The organism is Nonomuraea sp. NPDC049269 (assembly GCF_043197155.1).
GTDB lineage: Bacteria > Actinomycetota > Actinomycetes > Streptosporangiales > Streptosporangiaceae > Nonomuraea.
Window position 1 is genome coordinate 1,409,316 of the sequence record NZ_JBICSO010000001.1, and the last position, 22,664, is coordinate 1,431,979.

Annotated in this window: 19 protein-coding genes and 1 pseudogene; 11 read left to right on the forward strand and 9 right to left on the reverse strand. The window is 70.1% G+C overall.

Going from position 1 to position 22,664, the window contains the following annotated elements; all coding sequences use genetic code 11:
• Window positions 1–7: 7 nt before the first annotated feature.
• Entirely contained in the window at window positions 8–865 is an 858-nt protein-coding gene (locus ACGFNP_RS06435) for a TetR/AcrR family transcriptional regulator (RefSeq protein WP_393315518.1), read from the reverse strand.
• A 98-nt stretch (window positions 866–963) separates the two neighbouring features.
• Here ACGFNP_RS06435 and ACGFNP_RS06440 point away from each other — a divergent pair, with 98 nt between their 5' ends.
• The 3 genes from ACGFNP_RS06440 to ACGFNP_RS06450 all read left to right on the forward strand — a co-directional run bounded on the left by ACGFNP_RS06440 (window position 964) and on the right by ACGFNP_RS06450 (window position 2,885).
• Window positions 964–1,488: a hypothetical protein gene (locus ACGFNP_RS06440; protein ID WP_393315521.1), complete on the forward strand. Its 525-nt coding sequence runs from the start codon at window positions 964–966 to the stop codon at window positions 1,486–1,488.
• Between the two features lie 124 nt (window positions 1,489–1,612).
• Complete coding sequence (locus ACGFNP_RS06445) at window positions 1,613–1,996, forward strand: peptidase inhibitor family I36 protein (protein WP_358326694.1); 384 nt, start codon at window positions 1,613–1,615, stop codon at window positions 1,994–1,996.
• A gap of 31 nt (window positions 1,997–2,027) precedes the next feature.
• Entirely contained in the window at window positions 2,028–2,885 is an 858-nt protein-coding gene (locus ACGFNP_RS06450; RefSeq protein ID WP_358326691.1) for a hypothetical protein, read from the forward strand.
• Window positions 2,886–2,932: 47 nt separating this feature from the next.
• Here the strand turns inward: ACGFNP_RS06450 and ACGFNP_RS06455 are convergent, their stop codons facing one another.
• Complete coding sequence (locus ACGFNP_RS06455) at window positions 2,933–3,541, reverse strand: nucleotidyltransferase domain-containing protein (RefSeq protein WP_393315525.1); 609 nt, start codon at window positions 3,539–3,541, stop codon at window positions 2,933–2,935.
• A 145-nt stretch (window positions 3,542–3,686) separates the two neighbouring features.
• On the opposite strand from ACGFNP_RS06455, the gene ACGFNP_RS06460 reads away from it, so the two are divergent.
• Complete coding sequence (locus ACGFNP_RS06460; RefSeq protein ID WP_393315528.1) at window positions 3,687–4,700, forward strand: LacI family DNA-binding transcriptional regulator; 1,014 nt, start codon at window positions 3,687–3,689, stop codon at window positions 4,698–4,700.
• Window positions 4,701–4,769: 69 nt separating this feature from the next.
• Here ACGFNP_RS06460 and ACGFNP_RS06465 read toward each other — a convergent pair.
• Window positions 4,770–6,335: pseudogene (locus tag ACGFNP_RS06465) on the reverse strand (family 43 glycosylhydrolase); the annotation flags it as partial.
• Window positions 6,336–6,472: 137 nt separating this feature from the next.
• Between ACGFNP_RS06465 and ACGFNP_RS06470 the strand changes: the two are divergent.
• Entirely contained in the window at window positions 6,473–6,973 is a 501-nt protein-coding gene (locus ACGFNP_RS06470; RefSeq protein ID WP_393315531.1) for a SigE family RNA polymerase sigma factor, read from the forward strand.
• Window positions 6,970–8,091: a hypothetical protein gene (locus ACGFNP_RS06475; protein WP_393315534.1), complete on the forward strand. Its 1,122-nt coding sequence runs from the start codon at window positions 6,970–6,972 to the stop codon at window positions 8,089–8,091. Before ACGFNP_RS06470 ends, ACGFNP_RS06475 begins: the two co-directional genes overlap by 4 nt.
• Window positions 8,092–8,139: 48 nt before the next feature.
• Here the strand turns inward: ACGFNP_RS06475 and ACGFNP_RS06480 are convergent, their stop codons facing one another.
• The 5 genes from ACGFNP_RS06480 to ACGFNP_RS06500 are packed head-to-tail and all read right to left on the reverse strand — an operon-like array spanning window position 8,140 to window position 14,912.
• Entirely contained in the window at window positions 8,140–9,384 is a 1,245-nt protein-coding gene (locus tag ACGFNP_RS06480) for a right-handed parallel beta-helix repeat-containing protein (RefSeq protein ID WP_393315537.1), read from the reverse strand.
• Window positions 9,385–9,440: 56 nt separating this feature from the next.
• Entirely contained in the window at window positions 9,441–11,216 is a 1,776-nt protein-coding gene (locus tag ACGFNP_RS06485) for a glycoside hydrolase family 13 protein (protein WP_393315540.1), read from the reverse strand.
• A gap of 6 nt (window positions 11,217–11,222) precedes the next feature.
• Window positions 11,223–12,062 carry a sugar ABC transporter permease gene (locus ACGFNP_RS06490; protein ID WP_358326669.1) on the reverse strand — a complete coding sequence of 280 codons (840 nt, stop codon included), beginning with the start codon at window positions 12,060–12,062 and terminating at the stop codon, window positions 11,223–11,225.
• Entirely contained in the window at window positions 12,059–13,627 is a 1,569-nt protein-coding gene (locus ACGFNP_RS06495; protein WP_393315543.1) for an ABC transporter permease subunit, read from the reverse strand. The genes ACGFNP_RS06490 and ACGFNP_RS06495 overlap by 4 nt, the downstream gene beginning before the upstream one ends.
• 4 nt (window positions 13,628–13,631) lie before the next feature.
• Complete coding sequence (locus ACGFNP_RS06500) at window positions 13,632–14,912, reverse strand: extracellular solute-binding protein (protein WP_393315546.1); 1,281 nt, start codon at window positions 14,910–14,912, stop codon at window positions 13,632–13,634.
• 267 nt (window positions 14,913–15,179) lie between these two features.
• On the opposite strand from ACGFNP_RS06500, the gene ACGFNP_RS06505 reads away from it, so the two are divergent.
• From ACGFNP_RS06505 to ACGFNP_RS06515, 3 genes are all read left to right on the forward strand, one after another.
• Window positions 15,180–16,667, forward strand: a complete 1,488-nt coding sequence (locus ACGFNP_RS06505; RefSeq protein WP_393315549.1) for a glycoside hydrolase family 13 protein — start codon at window positions 15,180–15,182, stop codon at window positions 16,665–16,667.
• 125 nt (window positions 16,668–16,792) lie between these two features.
• Entirely contained in the window at window positions 16,793–18,133 is a 1,341-nt protein-coding gene (locus ACGFNP_RS06510) for a sensor histidine kinase (protein WP_393315552.1), read from the forward strand.
• Window positions 18,134–18,210: 77 nt separating this feature from the next.
• Complete coding sequence (locus tag ACGFNP_RS06515) at window positions 18,211–19,029, forward strand: SAM-dependent methyltransferase (protein WP_358326655.1); 819 nt, start codon at window positions 18,211–18,213, stop codon at window positions 19,027–19,029.
• On the opposite strand, the gene ACGFNP_RS06520 is transcribed toward ACGFNP_RS06515, so the two are convergent.
• On the reverse strand, window positions 19,026–20,360 hold the full coding sequence (locus ACGFNP_RS06520; protein ID WP_358326652.1) for a cation:dicarboxylate symporter family transporter: 1,335 nt from the start codon (window positions 20,358–20,360) through the stop codon (window positions 19,026–19,028). The genes ACGFNP_RS06515 and ACGFNP_RS06520 overlap by 4 nt on opposite strands.
• Window positions 20,361–20,465: 105 nt before the next feature.
• Here ACGFNP_RS06520 and ACGFNP_RS06525 point away from each other — a divergent pair, with 105 nt between their 5' ends.
• Both ACGFNP_RS06525 and ACGFNP_RS06530 read left to right on the forward strand, forming a co-directional pair.
• Window positions 20,466–21,980, forward strand: a complete 1,515-nt coding sequence (locus tag ACGFNP_RS06525) for an ATP-binding protein (RefSeq protein ID WP_393315556.1) — start codon at window positions 20,466–20,468, stop codon at window positions 21,978–21,980.
• A complete protein-coding gene (locus ACGFNP_RS06530) occupies window positions 21,977–22,642 on the forward strand; it encodes a response regulator (protein ID WP_358326646.1) in 666 nt (221 codons plus the stop codon). The genes ACGFNP_RS06525 and ACGFNP_RS06530 overlap by 4 nt, the downstream gene beginning before the upstream one ends.
• Window positions 22,643–22,664 lie beyond the last annotated feature (22 nt).

Here is a 22,664-nt window from a genome sequence, read left to right on the forward strand (position 1 = left end):
ACCGACGTCAGAGTGGAGCGTCGGCCTTCCGGGCCGGACGGAGAAGGGCGGCCTCGATACCGGCCAACAGCATCGTCACCACCGACTCGAACAGCACGTCCGGCGGCTCCGCCGTGGCCTCCTCACTGATCCGCCGCAGGTGCGGGTGGCTTTCGGCGGCCAGACCACCCACGTCCGGCCTTCCGCCGCCCAGCCTCTCGGCATTCGACTTCTCCGCAGACGATCCCCCCACGCGCGGCTCCGTAGCGGGCGACTCGTCGGTACGCGCGGCCTCGACACCCGGCCGGTCGGTGGGCCGGTCCGTGGGTGGTAGTGGAGGGACGAGTGGCACGGCGGCGGGGACCAGCCCGGCGGGCGGGCGATCGTGCCAGGTGTCCCAGATCTCGGCGAAGCCGGCCACCTGGAGCACGGTGATCGTCCAGGCGCGGTAGGCGTTCTGGGGGCTCAGCCCGAGTTCGAGGAAGAAGCCCACCAGCGCGTCGTCCGCGTCGAGCAGGCCAGGGGCGGCCAGGTGGGTGAGGTTCTCGGCGTGGGCGAGCGCCAGCAGGCCGGGGTGGGCTCGGTGCCAGGAGCGCAGGTCGAGGCAGTACTGGCGCAGGCTCTCACGCCACCGCCCCGGATCCAGGCGCGGTTCGGGACGGTCGGCGTGGCAGATCGCCATCACCTCGCGCAGCAGGTCGTCGCGGTCGCTCACGTAGTTGTACAGCGCGCGCGGCGAGACCTGGAGGTCGGCGGCGACGTTGCGCATGGTCAGCTCCGTGGGACCGGCCCGGCCGAGCACGCGTAGCGCGGCGCGGGCGATCCGTTCCCTGGTCAGCGTCGGCCGGCCCAGGCGAGCTTCGGGGCGTCGGCGGCGGGCGGGCACCGGGCCATGCTAGCCGGATCCCTTGAACTTCACACACCGTTGACTTTAAGGCGGCTCCCCCATCACACTTAGGCGACCCTTACAAAGGAGGAAACGGCATGCGGTGGTCCTTGGTCGTCGGATACGGGGTGGGGTTCGGCCTGGCGATGAGCGTGCTCTTCACCATTGCGATCTTCGCCGGAGCGTTCGCCAGCCGCGACTTCCTGCTGAACGACTACCCCCCGGCCATCCAGGAGCGTTACGCCAAGCCCAAGAGCGCGCGCGGCCGCCGGGTGGCGGTCTGGGTGGGAGTGCTCTTCTGGGGAGTGTGCTGCGTACCCCTGACGGTCGCGGCGATGTTGCGCCTGCGCGCGGACCTCGGCACCGACCTGGGCTTCGGTCCGGCTGCCGTGGCGGGCGCGCTCATGTTCCTCACCCTGTCCCTGTACGACCTGGTGGTCCTCGACTGGATCGTCTTCGCCGGACTGCGCCCCCGCCTGCTGGTGCTACCGGGCACCGAGGACATGCGGGAGTACCGGGACCTGCGCTTCCACGCCGTGGCGGCGCTCAAGGGCAGCCCGTTGATCCCGGTCGTCGGCCTGCTGACCGGCGGCATCGTCGCGGGGCTGGAGGCGATCGCCTGACGTCCTGATCGCCAGGCACATCGCGTCAAGTCGGCCCGCCGACGGGATCCACACGGCTGACCGCTGGATTGCCCGGACCTGACTATGATCTTAACAATTTCGGTGCCACGAGAATGAGGTGTCCATGAAGCGAGCGACGGTGCGCAGCGTCGGAATGGTGGCGCTGGTCCTGGTCAGCCTGGTGGGAGTCGGCTCCACCGCGCAGGCCGAGACGAGCCGGGCGTCGGGCCCCTGCGAGCTGGACTTATGCCTGTACGAGCACGACAAGTTCAAGGGCGCAGAAGAGAACTTCATGTTCGAGGGCTGGAACCTGTGTTACAAAGCGCTCAAGGTGAAGAACGCGGCGAGCTCCATGTGGAACAACACCGCTGCCAGGGTGCAGTTCTACGACTCCGCCAACTGCTCCGGCGCGTACGGCTACGCGGCCAAGCCGAGTTCCTCGGACGGCGACCTGACGAACAACGGGTTCGACAACAAGACCAGCTCCATCAAGTACGTCCACCCGTAAGCCCGAAGTCGACCGATCCGGGGGAATCAGAGTGTCTGTTCGGCTGTGGGGAGCGGTCGGGGTCCTCCTGACCGCGGCGACAGCCGCCTGTTCGACGGCGGCGGCGACGGAGCCGCAGGTTTCGGTGCCGCCGCCGGGGGTGGAGGCGCGCGAGCTCTCGATCCCCTTCGACCGGTACAACTTCTCCGCGTCGGACATCAGCACCCTTGATCGCGCCGAGGAGCTCCTCGTCGGCGACTGCATGCGGCAACGGGGCATGGCGTGGAAGGAGCTGCCGCCGAGCGCGGCGGAGGACCTGGAGCCGCAGAACCGCCGCCGCTACGGCGTCGTCGAACCGGAGATAGCCCGCCTCTTCGGCTATCACACCCCTCCGGACCGCCCCACGGTGGCCCAGCGCGCTGCCGCACGCGACAGCCGTGCGCGTAGCCTGTCGGCGAAGGAACAGCGGGCCGCGTCCGCCGAGAAGGACGGCTGCCTGGGGCAGGCGCGGGCCCACCTCGAGCAGGGCACTCCGCAGGTCGACGAGGCCCTGTTCAACAGGCTCATCTCGGAGACCTTCAACCAGTCCCAGCAGGATCCCAAGGTCGTCCAGGTCTTCCGGGCCTGGAGTACGTGCATGCGGGAGCAAGGCTGGCAGTACGCCGCTCCGCTCGCCGCCATCACAGACGAGCGGTGGATGAAGGAGGGCCCCGCTTCCCCGGATGAGATCCGGGCGGCACAGGCGGACGTACGGTGCAAGGTGAAGACCGGCCTCGTCTCCATCTGGTCCGCCGCGGAGAAACGCATCCAGGACGCTGCCATCAGCGCACACCCTGCCGAGTTCCAGGCGCTGCAGGCGACCAAGGATCAACAGCTCGCAGCCGCCCGCGCCGTCCTCGCCCGAGGCTGAGCGTCACTGGCGCGGCCGCCCGCGCCGTTCTCACCCGAGGCTGACCGTCACTGGCGCAGGCGCGCACGCCAGGGATGTGTAGGGTGCTCGATCTCCAGCGCCCCCTCCAACCAGCGCCGCTGCTCGTCGCTCAGCACCGGGAGGACCGCCTCGAAATCGGCCTCGTCCTTCGGCCGTGGGCCCTTGGCCTTGTAGAGCAGTTGCACCTCGGGGGCAAGCCGGCGGAAACCGTCCTCCTCCACGGTCAGCCCGGCCAGCGGGCGCCGGATCCGAGGGTTACGCCGGTACGTCCATTCCTCTCCCTCGGCCTCGTCCAGCATGAGCTGGAACCGCCATGGCCCGTCCGGATGCTCGCGTACCCAGATGTCGTGCGCCTGCTCGGGCAGCACCTCCTCCAGCGCCCATGGCCGCAGCGTCTGGGGCACGACCGCGGCGTGGACGTCCCAGCCGTCCAGCAGCCGCCGCATCGCGAGCTGGTCCCGGCGCAGCAGCGCGATGTCCACGTCCCCATGCTCGCGATACGCGTGGCCCACGGCCAGCTCGATCGCGTACCCACCGGCCACCCACCACGGCACCGCCAGCCCCCGCATCAGCGCGACGACCTCGCCAAGCGGCGCAGCCTCCCAAGGCCCCCATGGCGTCTCGATCCTCGTCATCCGGAAATCATGCATGACGCCAGGCCCCCAGGCGCGGACGGACAATGATCAGGATGCGGCGACAGAACCGCCCTGGCTGCGGATACCCTGCTGGAAAAGGTTTTCTCCCTTCGCTTCCAGCGAGTTGCCCGAAGAAGGTTGGCGCATGGCCAGGAGCGCGAGCGGCCGGCCGGTGACCATTATCGAGGTCGCGAAACAGGCCGGAGTCTCCATCTCTACGGTGTCCCGGGTGATGAACGGCAACCACCACGTGGACCCGGCGATCGCCGGGCGAGTCCGCGCCGTGGCGGCCGAGCTGCGCTACTCGGCCAGCCCGCTGGCGCGTTCGCTCGTGCTGGGTCGCACCCAGCGGGTCGCCATCATGGTGCCGGACCTGGAGAATCCGACCTTCCAGAGCGTGCTGCGCGGCCTGACCCGTGCCGCCGCCAAGGACAACTACCACGTACTGGTGGCCGACTCGCTGGAAACGGCCGGCGAGGAGAGCACCTTGGCTTCTGAGGCACGCCGCTGCTGCGACGCGATCGTGCTCTGTGCGCCCAGGATGCCGGAGGACCAGCTCAGGGCCTTGCTGCCCGAGCTGGCGCCGGTCGTGCTGATCAACCGCGAGAGCCCGTACGTCCTGGCGCCGACCCTCACCGCCGACTACGAGGCGGGCATCCAGCCACTCGCCCGGCATCTGCACCAGCTCGGCCACCGCCGGATCGCCTACCTGGAGGGCAATCCCGACAGCGCGTCCAACGCCCAACGGCTCAGCGGGCTCACCCGGTTCCGTGCCGAGCATCCCGACGCCGACGTGATCGGCATCCCGTGCGGCGTCACGTTCGAGCACGGGCACGCCGTGGCGGACGCGGTGATCGCTTCGGGGGCGACCGGGGTGCTCGGATTCAACGACCTTGTGGCGATGGGCCTGCTCAGCGGGTTGAACGAGCGCGGCGTACGCGTACCGGAGCAGCTGTCACTGACCGGGTTCGACGACATCCCCTTCGCGAAGTACATGACGCCAGCGCTGACCACCGCGTCGGTTCCGGTCGTCGAGCTGGGCGAGGAGGCGTGGAAGCGGCTGCACGCGCTGCTCAACGGTGAGCGGCCGGATCACGACCTCAGCTTCCGCCCGCGCATCGAGATCCGCGGCAGCACCGGGCCCGCTCCCGCCTCCTGACGCGTGGAGCCTGCTTGTGGAGAGTGCTCTTCGGCGGGGGTGGATGGTCACCGGGCCGAAAACGGCCGTGCCCTCGCCCGCCGATCCGGGTGGGGCGGTGGCGAACAGGCCGAGCTCCGCCGAGATCCAGCGCCCCTGCTCTGCCCGGAACCCCTCGAAGCCAGTGACCCAGCCGTCGCCGGCACTGTCACCAGCACCGCCGACGCCACCACCACCACTACCATCGGCGTCGGCGTCGGCGTCGGCGTCGGCACAGTGGCGGAATTGCAACGCGCAGATCCCGTCGTCATCGGAGGCGATCCGCAGCCCGACGGTCGCGGCCTCATCGGGCAGCCGCGCGCTGAACCGCGTCATCTCACCCTCGTCACCCGCCTCGTACGTCCGCACCTCGACACTGACCCCGTCGCCATCGCGAACCAGCCCCACGTACGCGTAACAGGCGCCGAGCACGACCACTCCGGCCCTGGTCCCCGGATCATCCGCCGCCAGCCGGAGGGTGGTGGTGAACTGCGCCGCCACCCCGGGCAACTGCTGACCGAGCACCTGTGGCAGGTCCCGCAGATTGCCCCGGTCGTTCGGCACCGCACGCAGCCTCGCGCGACCGTCGCCGTCCAGGCGTAGCACGCCAGGCACCGGATTCGCCTGCCAGTACCACTGCGGCCCGAGCTCCTCCGCACGGAAATCGTCGTCCCGCCGCGGCTCCACGAGATCCCCCGGCTGAGGCTCCGATGCGCGCGCCGGCGCCAAGTGCTCCAGGACCGGACGTCCGTTCTCCCCCATCACCGGCCACCCGTCGTCCCCCCAGTGCATCGGCTGCAGGTGGACCACCCGCCCGAACACCCCACGGTCCTGGAAGTGCAGGAACCAGTCCTCGCCCTCCGGCGAGGTCACCCACGCCCCCTGATGCGGCCCGTTGACCGGCGTGTCGCCCTGTTCCAGGACAATGCGATCCTCGTACGGCCCCGCCAGCGACCGTGACCGGAACACCGACTGCCAGCCGGTGGCGACACCACCGGCGGGAGCGAAGACCCAGTACCAGCCATCGCGCTTGTAGACCTTGGGCCCCTCCAGCGTCGAGTAGCCGGGCAGGTCGTCCCCCTCGATCACGGTGACGGGCGTGCCGATGATCTCGCGAGCGTCGGGCGTCATCTCCACCAGCGACAGCCGGTTGCTGATGCCGCTGCGGCTCTTCGCCCATCCGAACACCAGCCACGCGCGCCCGTCGTCGTCCCAGAACGGGCACGGGTCGATCACGCCCGGCCCGGGGAGCAGGAAGTGGGGCGCCGACCACGGCCCGGCGGGGTCCACGGCGGTCAGCACGTGAACGCCCTGGTCAGGATCGGGGTAGAAGATCCAGAACAGGCCGTCGTGATGCCTGATGGAGGGCGCCCACACCCCGCCGCCGTGCCGGGGCACCAGGAACCGCTCCGCCGGCGGCACGGCGGGCAGCGCGCGGCCGATCAGCTCCCAGCGCAGCAGGTCCGGCGAGCGCAGGATGGGCAGTCCCGGCGCGCGGTTGAAGCTCGATGTGACGAGGTAGTACGTCTCGCCGACGCGGATGGCGTCGGGATCGGGCCAGTCGGCGTTGAGGACGGGATTGCGGTACGTGAGCCGCCCGGCCGCGTCGTCTGCCATCAGTCCAAAGCTCCCGCAACTGGCCGAGAAAACGTTTCTTCACTATTCTCGCACGCACCGTAACGCCCGAGCCGCGTTCAACAGTTCGGGCGCCTGGTCCGTCTATCTCGTGACGGACCAAGGAAAGGCATAGGCCATTGCATGAAATATCCCGCTTCGAGGACTTCGTCGCGGAACGGGCCGATGCCCTGCTGCGCTACGGATACCTGCTCAGCGGCAACCCGCACGACGCGGCCGACCTCACCCAGGAGGCGCTGATCCGGCTGCATCGCGCCTGGCCACGGGTGCGCCAGAAGCAGGCCCCGGAGGGCTACACCAGGATGATCATGGCCAGGCTGCACATCAGCATCTGGCGGCGGCGCAGACGCGAGCGGCTCGACTGGGCGCTGCCCGAGACCGCCCAGCTCGACGTGCTGCCCTCCGGCATCGAAGAGGACCTGTGGCAGGCCCTCGGCGCCCTGCCGCGCAAGCAGCGAGCCGTGCTCGTGCTGCGTTACTACGAGGACCTGACCGACGCGGAGATCGCCGACGTGCTCGGCGTCTCCCGGGGCACCGTGCGCAGCCACGCGTCGCTGGGCCTGGCCAAGCTCCGTTCCGCCGTACCCCATCCCTCAGAGATCGACGGGAGCTCCCTGTGACCGATCAGTTGGAATCCCGCCTGCGGACGACACTCGGCCATGCCGCCGAGCACGCGCCGAAGGCGCCCTCCGACTTGCGTACCCACGTCGTGGCGCGGTCGCGCCGGCGCAGGACGCGCAGGCAGGCGCTCGTCGCGGCAGTGGCCGTCGTCGCGGTGGCCGTGCCGCTCACGCTGACGACCGCCGGCGGGCAGGAAGGTGACGGTGTCGCCACCGGGACCATCGACCCTCACCACCGCATGCCGGGCGTCATGGACGGCAAGACCCCGCTGGGTGACCGCCTGGTGATCGGCAACCCATCCGAGAACCGGCCCATGACCCTCTGGTACGCCAAGGGAAAGTCGGGAACGTTCCTCTGCCGGTCCATCGAGAGCAGGGCCGGCGTGGGCACGGAACAGTGCGGCAAGCCGATCGACGAACGGGAGGGCGCTGAGCAGGGCTCGACCGAGTCGCTTCCCGCACCGTCCACGGGCGTGGTGCTGTACTACGGAACCGCGCCGGCCGAAGTCGCCCGCGTCACCGCCGTGATCAAGGGTGGCGACCGCGTCACCGGGACGATTCACCGGCCGAAGGGAGCTCCCCAGAGCATCTGGACCGTGTCCGCACCCGCGGGCAAGCCGGCGACGACATTCGAGTTCGCGGACGCCGAGGGCCGGACGAAGTCACGGTTCACCAGAAAGCCCACCTTCTTCCCCGAGACCGCGGCCGAGCCAATCGGTCCTGCCGTGCGGATGTCAGGGGGTCTCTCCGTGGATCTGTACAAGGTGCCGGACAAGACGTTGCTCTGGAAGCTGGACGGACAGGTCGTCGGCCTGCACATCGTCGAGCACGCCCCCCTGACGGACACCCTGGGCAGCAGGTACCCCGTGGAGCTGCGCGACCACGGCAAGCGCTGGTTCGGCCTCGCGCCCGCGAAGACCGCCCGCGTCACCCTGATCTTCGCCGACGGCCGGTCCGTGTCGGCCGTCACCCAGCCGGACCCGTGGCACCTCGACGTCAAGCTGTTCGCGGGGACGCATGACCATACCGGCGACATCTACCGCGAGGGCTTCCAGGTCGTCGGCTACGACGACGCGGGCGTGGAGATCTGGCAGGCCCGACAACCCAAGGAGAAATGAGAATCAAAGGCCCGGGCGGGGGCCCGGGCCTTCGATCACGCAAGGGTTTCAGCGCTGGTAGGCGCCGGCGTTCGGGGCGGCGGGCAGGCCGGCGATGCCCGCGCCGGCCGACCTCCGGCCGAACCACGCCGGGCCGAGCCGGACCCCGTGGCCCAGCGCCGGAGAGCCGGGCCGCAGGTGGAGGTCCGTACGGGAGACGAAGCGGGGGTCCGCCTTCACCGACTTGGGCCCCAGTTTGAACCCGTACGTCCGCCCCCGGTACACGCCGCCCGCGTCGTCGGCGCCCTTCCCGTCCTCGTACCCGGCCTGGCCGCCGACCGAGATCGCGTTGTTGCGCAGCTTGAGTATCGACGGGGAGCAGCCACCGTGGCAGGACCAGCCGAGCGTCACCCGTCCGGGCAGATAGACCGAGTTGTGCACCGCGAGGGTGCCGGTGACCGGGCCGACGACGTGCTCGGGACCCCGGGTGACCAGGAACGATCCATTCTTGTGCGAGGAGGTGACCACGTTGAAGGCGAACACGTTCCCGGCGGCCGTGCTCCCCTTGCGGGCGCCGAGTTCGGTGAACGCCTCGTTGTCGCGGGCGATGTTGTGTGTGATCAGGTTGCGGTCGCCGTTGAAGATCTCGACCGCCGCCCCGTCGAAGCCGTAGTCGACGCTCGGCGCGTAGCTGCCGGTGATGGTGTTGCCCGTGACCGTGTTGTCGTCGCCGTTCAGCAGGACGCCGAACGCCCCGGAGTCGTTGTCGGGCTCCGAGTCGTTCACGCTCATCCGGGTGTTGGCCGTGAGCCTGCTGTCCCTGATGACGTTGCGGGATCCGCTGGGGGTGACCAGGACGCCGGCGATGTTGTGGTCGGCCTGCACGCCGACGAGCTCGTTGCCGTCGCCGCTCAGCTCGAACCCCGCCCACTGGCAGCCGGAGGCACGCAGGCCGCTGATGCGCCAGTGGTCGCCGCTGACGACGACGCAGTTGCCGTCCATGCCGGAGATCTTCGCCATGGGGCCGGTCCCGTACGGCTGGATGACGATGGGTTTGGCCGCCGTGCCCTTGGCGGTGAGGGTGAGCGAGCCGGTCCATCTGCTGCCGCGTTTGACGCTGACCGCGTCGCCGGGTTTGAGGTCGGCCGCGCCGATCTTGTCGAGCGACTTCCACGGTTTGGTGGCGCTGGTGCCCGCCGCGTCGTCGTCGCCCGCGCGCGAGTCGACGTAGTAGGTGGTGCCGGCACGAGCCAGAGCCGGTAACGGCAGGCCGGGCACGAGTGAAGCGATGACGGCCACGGAGAGCAACCTCATGCGAACACACCACTATCTAGTTTAAATCTGAACGATGGGGCGCCCACGCTAGCGCGTCAGCTCGTGAGGCGCCAGACACGGAGCGAAGGGCCATCACCTGGCAACACATCGGTGTCAGAAGCGTTATAAACACCCGCCGCCCGGGTGGGCAGCGGCAGGGCACGGCCCGGCGCCCTACGCGCGCACACTAGCAGTGACTCTGCGGCGGTTTCCCGGAGAAAGACCAGGCAGTCCGCATCGGCATGCAACCACCGCAGCCCGCCGTGGCGCAGCGCGGGCTCGGCCCGGCGCAGCCCGAGCAGCTCCCGGTAGGCGGCCAGCGTCTCGAGGTCCTGGTCGGCGGGGCGGTCCCACGGCATCGGGGTGCGCGAGTGCTCGCCGTTCACGCCCGTCAGGCCGTACTCGCTGCCCGCGAACACCATCGGCGTGCCCGGCAGCGTGGCCTGCAGCCCGAGCGCGACGAGGTGGCGGTCGACCGAGCCGGTCACGGTGCGGATGCGCGGCGAGTCGTGCGAGTCGAGGAGCTGCCATGAGTTCGCCTGTGAGCGCCACGACAGGTGGGCGGCGAACGTGCGGAACGTCGCGTGGGTCTGGAGCCCGTCACGCGACGGCACGCCGCCGGGCACGCCGAGGAAGTTCGCCAGGTCCAGCTCGGGCGAGCGCAGCCAGGCCCACACGGGCCGGGTGAAGCCGCCGTAGTTCATGGTGCCGTGCCAGCCGTCGCGGTCCAGGTCGGGTGCGGCGTCGTGGCAGTGTTCGGCGATGAGCGCCGCGCCGGGGCCGATCTCCCGCCGCAGCAGGGCGGCGATCTCGTGGTTGTGGTCGTCGGGGCCGCGCCGGCCGGTCATGTTCGCGACGTCGACGCGCCAGCCGTCGAGCGGGCCCAGCCACTTCTTCAGTACGGCCGGCATCCGGTCACGCACCAGGTCGCTGCTCCAGTTGAGCTTGGGCAGCGACTTGACCCCGTACCAGGACTCGTAGTCGCCGGTGCCGGGATCGAAGTAGAACATCTCCCGCTCGGCCGCGCCCGCGTCGGACAGCGCGGCGGTGAACCAGGGGTGCGTGCGGCCGCAGTGGTTCGTGGTGATGTCGCCGATCAGCCGCATGCCGCGCGCGTGCAGCGCGCCTGCCAGCCGGCCCAGCGCCTCGTCGCCGCCGAGCAGCGGGTCGACCCGGTCGAAGTCGGCGGCGTCGTAGCGGTGGTTGGAGCGGGCGGGGAAGATCGGCGTCAGGTAGACGGTGTCCACGCCGAGCGCCTGTACGTGGTCCAGCCGCTGGACGATGCCGTCGAGGTCGCCACCGTAGAACTGCCGGGACGTGCCGGGGCCCGACGGGATGACCGGATCGCGGTCCCAGTCGCGCGGCAGCGCCCAGTCCGGCAGCTCCCGCATCGGCCTGGACCTGGCGAAACGGTCAGGGAAGATCTGGTAGACGATCGCGTCGGCCAGCCACGGGGGCGGCGGCTCGTGGCAGACCAGCCGGAAGTCAGTGGCGTCGGTGACGTCGTGCGTGACGAGCCCGGCCGCGGTCAGCCACGCCTGTCCGCCCGTGGTGTGCAGGAGGAACCGGTAGGGGGTGACCGGGTTGGCGGCGACGATGTCCGCCTGCCACCAGACGTCGGTCTCGCCGTACCCACCCAGAGCGCCGGGGGTGGCGGCCGACGCGGCGGTGAAGCGGGGTTCGCCGTCGCGGACCGTACGCACGTGCACGCCGGTGATCGCGGCGGACAGGGGCGCCCGCACCCGGACCGTCACCGTCGAGCCGGGTGACGGCGCCTGGGTGGAGACGTACAGAGCGGAGCCGTCGTGATGCGGCTCGCCGAGGAAGCGCAATGAGACCTATCCCTTGACGGCTCCGGCCGTGAGCCCGGAGACGATGTACTTCTGCAGCCATAGGAACACGCCGACGGTGGGTACGGCGGTGAGCAGCGTGGCCGCGGCGAACATGCCGAAGTTGGCGTTCCGCTGGTCCCCCGCGATCATCCCGTACATGCCCACGGCCAGCGTCTTGCTCTCCGGATCGCGCAGGAAGACGTTGGCCATGATGAACTCACTCATCGTGCCGATGAAGGCCAGCAGCGCCGTGACCGCCAGGATCGGCGTGACCAGCGGCATGATGACCCGCCAGAAGATCTGCGCGTGCGTGGCCCCGTCGACGGTGGCCGCCTCGTCCAGCTCCTTGGGGACGGTGTCGAGGAAGCCCTTCATCAGCCAGGTGTTCACGCCCAGCGCGCCGCCCAGGTAGAGCAGCATGAGCCCCCACACGGTGTTGAACCCGAACGCCGGGTAGAGCTCGGTCACCCTGGTGAAGATCATGAAGATCGTCACGATGGCCAGGAACTGCGGGAACATCTGGATGAGCAGCAGCGCCAGCAGCCCGACCCGGCGCCCGCGGAACCGCATCCGGCTGAAGGCGTAGGCGGCGAACATCGACAGCAGCAGGCTGGCGAACGACGACGACAGCGCGATGAACGTCGAGTTGAGGAACCACCTGGCGAACGGATAGCGGTCGGAGGTGAACAGATCGGCGAAGTTCCCCAGGCTGGCCCCGGTCGGCAGCAGGTCGGTGGAGGCCAGCGTGCCCAGCGGGTTGATCGCCGCGGAGATCACGAACAGGATCGGGAACACCGCGAACGCGCACACCACCAGCACGAACACGTGCCGTAGCGCGAGTCTCATGCGTAGACCTCCTCCTGCTTGCGGGTCCGGCGGAAGGCCACCGCGGAGATGAGCGCCACGATCGCGAAGATGAACACCGAGATCGAGGCGGCGAAGCCGAACTGCGCGCCATAGGTGCCGAACGCCAGCCGGAAGGTGTAGGTGATCAGCAGGTCGGTGGCCCCCACCTGCGGGCTCTCCGCCGGGAACGGGCCGCCCTCGCTGGTCAGCGCGATCGCGTTGAAGTTGTTGAAGTTGAAGGCGAACGACGAGATCAGCAGCGGCGTGAGCGCGACCAGCAGCAGCGGCAGCGTCACCTTGCGGAAGCCCTGCCACGGCGTCGCCCCGTCGATGGAGGCGGCCTCGGTCAGCTCGCGCGGGATCGCCTGGAGCGCGCCCGTGGTCACCAGGAACATGTACGGGAAGCCCAGCCAGAGGTTGACCAGGATGACCGCCAGCCGGGCGGTGGACGGCTGGCCCATCCAGTCGACGTCCAGCCCGAAGAGCTGGTTGACCAGCCCGAAGTCGCGGTTGAACATGTCCCGCCAGACCAGCAGCATCGCGAAGGACGGCATGGCGTAGGGCAGGATCAGCGCGATCCGGTAGGCGCGGGTGCCGCGCATGCGCGGGTGGTGCAGCGCCAGCGCCACCGCCATGCCGAGCGCGAACGTGGACGCCACGGACACCAGCGCGAACACCACGTTCCACCCGAAGACACCGATGAAGTAGCCGGAGATCGTGGGGTTCGTCAGCACCCGGGCAAAGTTCGCGAAGCCGACACTGACCTGCCAGCCCTGCGCGAGGTGCGCGCCCTTGGCGTTGACGAAGTAGCCCTGCCCCTCGTCGGCCGTCCACCGGTCGCCCTCGCCCTGAACGCAGTCGCAGCGCGCGTCGTAGACGAGCGCCGCCCGCCCCTCGACCGCACGGCTCAGCCCGTTCGCCTTGATCAGCCCGCCCCGGGTCGGTACGGCCAGCGCCGCGATCTGCTGCGCCCTGGCCGCCGCCTGCGGGGCCGTCAGCACGGTGAAGCCGGGCGCCTTCAGCACCTTGCCCGTCACGCCCACCTGGGCGCCGCTCACCGGTGCGAGCCCGGCCTGGTCGCCCGACTGGACCTGCTTGGTCGCCGGGTCCACCAGGAGGAAGACCAGCTTGTCGCCCTTCAGCGCGCTGGTCAGGCTGTACTCGGGCGAACCGGGCGCCTGCCGCACCGAGCCCGTCTCGATCGCCGTGATGGCCGCCGTCTTGTCGCCGCGGTGGCCGTCGCCGAAGTTCGTGAACGCCGTGCTCACCGTGTAGAGGACCGGGAAGACCTGGAAGGCGATCAGGAAGAGGGTGCCGGGGACCAGGTATTTGGCCGGGATGAACCGGCGGGTCAGGTAGAGGTAGGCGATCACGGCGGTGGCGCCGCCGAGGATCATCAGGGCGGGCCACGACCCGGCCGCCACCAGGGGCGGCGCCGCGTACACCAGGAGCGCCGCCGCCACCGCGAGCACCGCGATCCTGCTCACCAGGAAAGCCGTGGTGATCTCGCGGCGGGGCCGCGGGGGAGCATGAGCCCCCGTGGCCTCACGCACGTCCAGGGTCATGGCGTCAGTTCTTGAGCGAGGTGTCGATGGCCTTCTGCGCGGCCGCCGCGGCCTTGGCCGGGTCGCCGCCCTTGACCACCGCCGCCTCGGCGATGCCGAACGGCTCCCAGACCGCCTGCATCTCGGGGATGGCCGGCATCGGCAGGCCGTTCTTGCCCGCGTCCATGAACTTGCCCGCGTCGGGGTCGGTCGCGCCGACCTCCTGCAGCGCCTCGGTCAGCGCCGGGGGCCGGGGGTCGGCCGCGTACAGGGCCTTGGCCACGTCCTTGTTGGTCACGTAGTTGGCGACGAACTCCTGCGCGAGGGTCTTGTTCTTGCCCTTGGAGGCCACGAAGAACGACTGGACGCCGACGAACGGCGTGGCGGGCTTGCCGTCCTTGAACGACGGGACGGGCGTGATGTCGTAGCTGACGCCGCCCTTCTTCACCTCGGCCATGGCCCAGGGGCCGGAGATCAGGAACGCGCACTTGCCGCCCGCGAAGCTGGCGACGTAGTTCTCGTTGGTGATCGACGTCTTGAGGGCGCCGTCACCCTTCTCCCCCAGCTCCTTCAGCTTGCCGAACGCCTTGACCGAGTCGGCCGAGCCGAGCAGCACCTTCTTCGGGTCCGGGTCGCCGGAGGCGGTGGTGCCGAACAGCGAGCCGCCGCCCGCCGCGAAGAGCGGGTAGACGTGGAAGGCGTCGCCCTTCTGCGCCACCGGCAGGCAGAGCACCTCCTTGACCTTGCCCGCCGCCTTGAGTGCCTTGCCCTGCTTGACCAGGTCCTCCAGCGTCGCGGGGGCCTCGGGCGCGAGCTTGGTGTTGCGGATCAGCGCGATGTTCTCCACCGCGTACGGCGCGGCCATCGTCTGCCCGTCGAACGTGACCGCCTTGATGGCGATCTCCGGGAAGGCCGCCTTCTGCGCGTCGGTGAGGTTGACCGGGTCGATGGCGCCGTTCTGCACCAGATTGCCGATCCAGTCGTGCGCGCCGACCATGACGTCCGGGCCGCTGCCCTGCTGGGAGGCGTTGAGGAAGACCTGCTGGTTGTCCTTGCTGATCTCCTTCACCTCGACGGTCACGCCGTTCTCGGTGCCGAACTGATCGGCGAAGGGCTTGAGCGCCTTGACCCGGTTGGGGTCGGCCCAGATCACGAGCTTGCCGCCGCCCTTGGCGGCGGGGGCCGAGGCCGAGGTGGCGGAGCCGCTGGGGGCGGCGGAGGGGGTGCCGGGCTGCGAACCGCCGCACGCCGTGGCGGCTAATGCCAGGGACGTGAGAGCGGCCACACCCAGGGCTCGCTTGCGCATGGGACCTCCTGAGGTCCGGAGGGAGCTATTGACCGCTTTCGCGGCTTATATTTCCGGGACGTTAGCGAGTCTTTGCAAGAATTGGAAGAACTTGCGAAAGAGCGTTACCTGATCCAGATGCGCTGGATGCTCCCTTGACCTCGCCACCTGGTCTCCTGGGAGAAGTACGGTGTTATCTGCAACTTTCCGCAACTTACGCTTGACCCCACAGAACCACGCAGGCCATCCTGCACCAGACATCACGGACATTTCCCCCGGAGGACCGCAATGCTCGGCAACGACGATTGGTGGCGGGACGCCGTCGTTTACCAGGTGTACCCACGCAGCTTCGCCGACGCCAACGGCGACGGCATCGGGGACCTGCCGGGCGTGCGTGAGCGCCTCGGCTACCTCGGCGAGCTGGGCGTGGACGCGATCTGGTTGAGCCCCTTCTACACCTCGCCGATGGCCGACGGCGGCTACGACGTGGCCGATTACCGTGACGTGGACCCGATGTTCGGCACGCTGGCCGACCTCGACGGGCTGATCGCCGACGCGCACGAGCTGGGCATCAGGGTGATCGTGGACCTGGTCCCGAACCACTCCTCCGACCGGCACCCGTGGTTCCAGGCGGGGCTGCGCGACCGCTACATCTTCCGGGACCGGCCCAACGACTGGGAGTCCATCTTCGGCGGGCCCGCCTGGACACAGGTCGCCGACGGGCAGTGGTATCTCCACCTCTTCGCCCCCGAACAGCCCGACCTCAACTGGGAGCACCCGGAGGTGCGGGCCGAGTTCCGCGACATCCTGCGGTTCTGGCTGGACCGCGGGGTGGACGGCTTCCGCGTCGACGTGGCGCACGGCATGGTCAAGGCCGCCGGGCTGCCCGACGTGGGACCGAAGGAGGGCCGCCAGGCCGAGATGCTCGGCGACGAGCGCGTGCCGTACTTCGACCAGGACGGCGTGCACGAGATCTACCGCGAGTGGCGGCCGATCCTCGACTCCTACCCCGGCGGGCGGATGGCCGTCGCCGAGGCGTGGGTGTCCTCGCCCGAGCGGCTGGCCCGCTACGTCGGCCCCGACGAGCTGCACCAGGCGTTCAACTTCGACTTCCTGCTGGCCGACTTCCACGCCAAGTCCTTCCGCGCGGTCATCGAGAAGGCGCTGGCCGAGGCGGAGCTGGTCGGCGCGCCGACCACCTGGGTGCTGTCCAACCACGACAAGCCCCGGCACGTCACCCGGCACGGCGGCCTGGCCCGGGCCAAGGCGGCCACGCTGCTCATGCTGGCGCTGCCCGGCTCGGCCTACCTCTACAACGGCGAGGAGCTCGGCCTGCCCGAGGTGCTCGACCTGCCGGACGAGCTGCGGCAGGACCCGGCGTTCCTGCGCAGCGGCGAGAGCCGCGACGGCTGCCGGGTGCCGATCCCGTGGACCACCGCTCCCGGCTTCGGCTGGCGGGACCCGTGGCTGCCGATCCCCGAGTCGTGGGCGCCGCTGTCGGCCGAGGCCCAGCACGACGACCCCGCCTCCACGCTGAACCTCTACCGGGCCGCGCTGCGCCTGCGCAAGGCCCACCCGGCGCTCGGCGGCGGCACGCTGGCCTGGCTCGACTCCCCCAAGGACGTGCTGGCCATCGAGCGCTCGCCCGGCCTGGTCGTCGTCCTGAACACCGGCGACGAGCCGGTGGAGGTGACCGGCGAGGTGCTGCTGTCGAGTGGCCCGCTCACCGCCGACGGCACCCTCCCGCCCGACACCACGGTGTGGCTCCAGCGCTGAGGCCGGCTGCGGCCCGTACGGCCTTCGCGGGCTGTGCGGGCCGTACGGCCCGCGCGGGTGGACCATGGGGGAAATTTTCCCTTTGATCGCCTCATCGCGGTACTTACCGTTAGTAGCCTCGTTTAATGTCACGCGTCTGGGCGAGGTCCCTGCGTGGCCGCGTCACGTTCGTGGCGGCCGCCGTGGCGGCCTCGGTACTGATTCCCGCGGGGGTCGGCAGCGTCGTCGTGGCCAGGTCCGTGATCGAGGCCCACGTGTGGGAGGAGACCAGGGACGCCGCCGAACAGGTGGCGGTCGAGTCACGCGGTGGCGACCTCCCCCTGGGCGCGGCGATGCCGCTGCCCGACCCGTACGTCGACCTGATCCAGGTCGTGGCCCCGGGCGGTCAGGTGATCGGGACGAGCGACGCGGCCCGCAACCTGCCGCGGCTGAGCGACGTCTGGCCCACGCCCGACAACCGGGTCATCAGCACCACGAACTGCATCCCGAGGATGTGCATCCATCTGACGGCCGTACGCGTGTCGCCGGCGCCGAGTTCGAACGTTGTGTACGCCGGGCGCACCACGCCGGGCCTCCTGGACCTGCGGCTCCTGGAGACCGTGGTGTTCACCCAGATCGTCGTGCTCATGGCCCTGGCCACCTGGACGACCTGGCTGACCATGGGCCGGGCCCTGCAACCGGTGGGCGCGATGCGGGCCGAGCTCGACGAGGTCAACGCCAGCGACCTGAGCCGCCGGGTGACCCAGCCGCCGGGGGACGACGAGGTCGCCGAGCTCGCGCGGTCCGTCAACGGCACGCTGGCCCGCATGGAACGTTCGGCGTGCCAGCAGCGCCGCTTCGCCTCCGACGCCTCGCACGAGCTGCGCACCCCCATCGCCGGGCTGCGCGCGCAGCTGGAGAGCGCCCAGCTCTACCCGGAGGACACCGACTTCGTCGCCCTGGTGGACAGCGCGCTGCGCGACACCGACCGGCTCGAAGCGATCATCACCGACTTGCTGCTGCTGGCCAGGATCGGCTCGCGTGTGGACGTGGTGAAGGAGCGGGTGGACCTCGCGGCCCTGGTCCGCGACGAGCTGTCGTGCCGCGAGGACCCGCTGCCCGTCAAGCTGGCGCTGGACGAGGGCGTCGTGGTGGACGGGGTACGGATGCAGCTCGCCCGGGTGCTGACGAACCTGCTGGACAACGCCCAGCGGCATGCCGAGAACATCGTCAGGGTGGTCGTCACCAGATGCGGGGACATGGCCGTCGTGGCCGTGGAGAACGACGGCGTGGAGATCGCGCCGACGGACCGCGAGTGCATCTTCGACCGCTTCACCCGGCTGGACGCGGCCCGCAGCCGCGACGCCGGCGGCACCGGTCTGGGCCTGGCCATCGCGCGCGACGTCGCGGTGGCGCATCGCGGCGAGATCCGCGCCGAGGAGTACCGCGGCGGCGCCCGCTTCGTCCTGCGACTGCCCGCCGTGTGACACGATCCACCTACCGTCGTTCGCCTTGTGACATGAACCGGTGGATTTACGTGCCCTTTGTCCGGGATCATGGGGACATGACGGAACAAGCGCCGCAAGGTGTGGACCCGCACATCCCCAACGCGGCGCGGATGTACGACTACTTCCTTGGTGGCAAGGACAACTTCAAGGCCGACCGGGAGCTCGCCGAACTGGTCATGAGCGTGTTACCCGAGGTCAGAGAGGGCACGAGGCAGAACCGCAAGTTCATCGGGCGAGTGGTCGAATACCTCTGCCGTCAGGGCGTCACCCAGTTCCTCGATCTGGGCTCCGGTCTCCCGGCCGCGGAGAACGTGCACGAGGTAGCCCACCGGTTCGCGCCGGACGCGCGCGTGGTGTACGTCGACAACGACCCCGTGGTCGCCGCGCACGGCCGCGCCCTGCTGGCCGACCCGGAGAAGGTCACCATGGTGCTGGCCGACGGCCGCGAGCCGGAGAAGATCCTCGGGCATCCCGAGGTGCTGTCCGTGCTGGACTTCGACCGGCCGGTCGCGGTGCTCATGATGTTCTTCCTGCACCTGGTGCCCGACGAGGACGAGCCGCAGGAGTTCGTGGCCACCTACCGCGACGCGCTGGCGCCGGGCAGCTATCTGGCCATCTCGCATGTCGGCAACGACGTCGTGCCGGAGCGGGTGGCCAAGATCAGCGAGTTCTACCAGAAGGCGAACGCGCCGTTCTGCCCGCGCCCCGGCACGGAGATCGCCCGGTTCTTCGGTGACTTCGAGCTGATCCCGCCGGGGCTGGCGAGCGGCCTGGGGCCGGAGATCGGCTGGCCGTTCAACGACCCCCAGGAGACGCAGTTCCTCGATGAGGAGATGGCGCGGATGGGCTACGCGGGCATCGGCCGCAAGCCCTAGACCGTCGTCATCTCCCGTTGCTCGTCCGCCGCGGGCGGTTCGGGTCGTACGTCCTCGTCCAGCAACGTCGCCTCGTCGAACGGCACGTTGCCGGCGAGCACCTCGGCCGCCCGCGCCTTGTCGAACTCGCCCGTCCAGGTGGCGACGAGCACGGTGCCGATCGCGTTGCCCGCGAAGTTCGTCAGCGCCCGGGCCTCGGACATGAAGCGGTCGATGCCGACGATGAGGCCGACACCGTCGACCAGCTCGGGCCGGTGCGACTGCAGGCCGCCGGCCAGCGTGGCGATGCCGGAGCCGGTCACGCCCGCCGCGCCCTTCGAGGCGATCATCATGAACCCCAGCAGCGCGAGCTGCTCGCCGAAGCGCAGCGGCGACCCGCTGGCGGAGGCGATGAACAGCGTGGACATGGTCAGGTAGATCGCGGTGCCGTCGAGGTTGAAGGAGTAGCCGGTGGGCACCGTGATGCCCGCCACGGTACGGCTCACGCCGAGGTGCTCCATCTTGGCGATCAGCCTCGGCAGCGCGGCCTCGGACGACGACGTGGACAGGATCAGCAGGAACTCGCGGCCCAGATAGCGGAACAGCGGCCACAGGCCGATCTTGGCCACCCCCCAGAGCAGCGGGCCGAGCACCAGCCCGACGAACAGCACGCAGGTGGTGTAGAAGGCGATCATGATGATGGCCAGGCTCTTGAGTGCGTCGAGGCCGGTGGCGCCGACGACCGCGGCGATGGCGCCGAACGCGCCGACCGGCGCCGCCCACATGATCATGGCGAGGATGCGGAACACCAGCCGCTGGATGTGCTCGATGGCCGTCAGGATCGGCGCGGCCTTGGGCCCGATGGCCTGCAGCCCGAATCCGGTGAGCAGCGCGACCAGGAGCGTCTGCAGCGTCTGACCCTCGGTGAACGCCGACACCACCGTGGTGGGGATGATGCCGAGCACGAAGTCGACCGAATCGGTGGCGCCCCCCTTGGCCGCCTCGCCCTCGGCGACCTTCTTGGCGGCGTCGGTGAGGTGCAGCCCCGAGCCCGGGTCGATGAGGTTGCCGACCAGCAGCCCGATGATGAGGGCTACCGTGGACATGATGAGGAAGTAGCCGATGGTGAGCCCGCCGACCTTGCCGACCTTGGCCGCCTTGGTGACCGAACCGATGCCGAGCACGATCGTGCAGAAGATGATCGGGCTGATCATCATCTTGATCAGGTTGACGAAGCCGGTGCCGAGCGGCTTGAGCGCCTGGCCGACGTCCGGCCAGACGAATCCCACCAGGATGCCGAGCAGGACCGCCGCGATGACGGCCAGGTAGAGATAGCGAGTGCGATCACGCATGGAGGGTCTCCGGTCGCTATGAGTGAAAGTCCTAACCATGCGACTATGCGGTCCGTGGTGATCCAGGTCACTATTGCGTAAGTTTCGTTCATTGAGAGGTCCACGATGCGCCGCTGGAGCCTGGCAGGGCAGATGTTGCTCCTGCAACTGCTGGTGGTCACCGTCACGCTGGTGGGCGCCGCCACGCTCGTCTCCGTGCTGGCGGACCAGCTCGTCACCGCCGAGGCGGCGGGCGCGGCCAGGTCGGCGGCGGCCGCCGTGGCGGCCTCGCCCGACGTGCTGGCCGCCCTGGACGAGCCGTCGCCCACCACGCGGCTGCAGCCGTACGCCGACCGGGTGGAAGCCGAGTCGGGCGTCGACTTCGTCACCATCATGAAGCCCGACGGCACCCGCTACACGCACCCCAACCGGGCGGAGATCGGCAAGCGGTTCCTCGGCCACATCGACCGCGCGCTGCGCGGCGAGACGTTCACGGAGACCTACACCGGCACGCTCGGCCCGTCCGTGCGGGCGGTCGCCCCGGTCCACGCGGGCGGCCCGAACGGCCCGATACGGGCGCTGGTCAGCGCGGGCATCAAGGTCGACCGAGTGAGCGCCAGGCTGCGCGGCCAGCTCGTCTGGACCGGGCTCATCGCCCTGCTCGGGCTCGCCCTCGGCGCCGTCGGCACCTGGCTGGTGACCGCCCGGCTCCGCAGGCAGACGCACGGGCTCGGCCCGGTCGAGCTGGGCCGCATCCACGAGCATCACGACGCGGTCCTGCACGCCGTACGGGAGGGGCTGCTGCTGGTCGGCAAGGACGGCACGCTGACGCTCTGCAACGACGCCGCGCGGCAACTGCTCGACCTGCCCGCCGACGCCGAAGGGCGGCACCTGGACGAGCTGGGCCTGTCGGGGTTGTTCGACACGGATCAGGAGCGCGTGCACCTGGTCGGCGACCGGGTGCTGGCCGTCAACGGCGCGGCCAGCAGGCTCGGCACCGTGGTGACCGTCCGGGATCACACCGAGCTGCAGGCGCTGGCCGGGCAGCTGAACGCCGAGCGCGGGTTCGCCGACTCGCTCCGGTCGGCCGCCCATGAGTCCGCCAACAAGCTGCACACGGTCATCACGCTGGTGGAGCTGGGCCGTACCGAGCAGGCGGTGGCGTTCGGCACCGCCGAGCTGCGGGCGGCGCAGGAGCTCACCGACCGGGTGATGGGCGCGGTGCGCGAGCCGATCCTGGCCGCGCTGCTGCTGGGCAAGAGCGCCGAGGCGGCCGAGCGCGGCAGCGAATTGGTGATCAGCCACGACAGCGACCTGGACGACCTCGGCCTCGACCCCGGAGAGCTGGTGACCATCGTCGGCAACCTCATCGACAACGCGATCGACGCGGCCACCCGGGTCGAGGTGCTGCTGCGGGGCGGCCGTGACGGCTTCCTCATCCGGGTCGCCGACGACGGGCCCGGCCTGATCGCGCCCGACGCGTTCCGGAAGGGCTGGACCACCAAGGGCGACGGGCACGGGCTGGGGCTCGCGCTGGTCGGGCAGGCGGTGCGGCGGCTGGGCGGCACGATCGAGGTGGACGGCTCGGTGTTCACCGTACGGCTGCCCGTGCCCCAGCCCGTGGCGGAGCCGGTCCGATGATCTCGGTGCTGGTGGTCGAGGACGAGGAGATCACCGCCGAGGCCAACCGCATCTACGTGAACCGGGTGCCGGGCTTCGAGGTGGCGGGCGTGGTGCGCTCGGGCGGGGAGGCGCTGCGGTTCCTGCGGCGCACGCCGGTCGATCTCATCCTGCTCGACCTGTACCTGCCCGACATGCACGGGCTGGAGGTCTGCCGGGCCGTACGGGCGGGCGGGCTGCTGTGCGACGTGATCGCGGTCACCTCCGCGCGCGATCTGGCCATGGTGCGCAGGGCCGTGTCGCTGGGCATCTCCCAGTACCTGCTCAAGCCGTTCACCTTCGCGACACTCAACGAGAAGTTGACCGGCTATGCCCGGTTCAAGGAGGAGGCCGGCGAGATCGTCGGCCAGGGCGACGTGGACCGGGTGCTCGGCACCCTGCGCGGCCGCTCCGAGCTGCCGAAAGGGATGGCTCGCGACACCCTCGACCTGGTCGCCGCCGAGCTGCGCGGCCGGCCCGCGGGGATGTCGGCGCAGGCCGTGGGGACGGCTGCCGGGGTCTCCAGGGTGACCGCCCGCAGATACCTGGAACACCTGGTGGAGCTGGGGGTGGCGGTCCGGATGCCCCAGTACGGAGCGGTGGGCCGTCCAGAACTGCTCTACCGGATCCCCCCGGAAAGTTAATTAGGGGGACGCTGCCAGTTCA

Bases quoted from the DNA above. Each gene is read 5' to 3' on its own strand.
- ACGFNP_RS06455 (WP_393315525.1), bottom strand. From the start codon at position 3,541: ATGACGAGGATCGAGACGCCATGGGGGCCTTGGGAGGCTGCGCCGCTT.
- ACGFNP_RS06515 (WP_358326655.1), top strand. From the start codon at position 18,211: ATGACGGAACAAGCGCCGCAAGGTGTGGACCCGCACATCCCCAACGCG.
- ACGFNP_RS06440 (WP_393315521.1), top strand. From the start codon at position 964: ATGCGGTGGTCCTTGGTCGTCGGATACGGGGTGGGGTTCGGCCTGGCG.
- ACGFNP_RS06510 (WP_393315552.1), top strand. From the start codon at position 16,793: ATGTCACGCGTCTGGGCGAGGTCCCTGCGTGGCCGCGTCACGTTCGTG.
- ACGFNP_RS06530 (WP_358326646.1), top strand. From the start codon at position 21,977: ATGATCTCGGTGCTGGTGGTCGAGGACGAGGAGATCACCGCCGAGGCC.
- ACGFNP_RS06495 (WP_393315543.1), bottom strand. From the start codon at position 13,627: ATGACCCTGGACGTGCGTGAGGCCACGGGGGCTCATGCTCCCCCGCGG.
- ACGFNP_RS06505 (WP_393315549.1), top strand. From the start codon at position 15,180: ATGCTCGGCAACGACGATTGGTGGCGGGACGCCGTCGTTTACCAGGTG.
- ACGFNP_RS06460 (WP_393315528.1), top strand. From the start codon at position 3,687: ATGGCCAGGAGCGCGAGCGGCCGGCCGGTGACCATTATCGAGGTCGCG.
- ACGFNP_RS06445 (WP_358326694.1), top strand. From the start codon at position 1,613: ATGAAGCGAGCGACGGTGCGCAGCGTCGGAATGGTGGCGCTGGTCCTG.
- ACGFNP_RS06500 (WP_393315546.1), bottom strand. From the start codon at position 14,912: ATGCGCAAGCGAGCCCTGGGTGTGGCCGCTCTCACGTCCCTGGCATTA.
- ACGFNP_RS06480 (WP_393315537.1), bottom strand. From the start codon at position 9,384: ATGAGGTTGCTCTCCGTGGCCGTCATCGCTTCACTCGTGCCCGGCCTG.
- ACGFNP_RS06490 (WP_358326669.1), bottom strand. From the start codon at position 12,062: ATGAGACTCGCGCTACGGCACGTGTTCGTGCTGGTGGTGTGCGCGTTC.
- ACGFNP_RS06525 (WP_393315556.1), top strand. From the start codon at position 20,466: ATGCGCCGCTGGAGCCTGGCAGGGCAGATGTTGCTCCTGCAACTGCTG.
- ACGFNP_RS06520 (WP_358326652.1), bottom strand. From the start codon at position 20,360: ATGCGTGATCGCACTCGCTATCTCTACCTGGCCGTCATCGCGGCGGTC.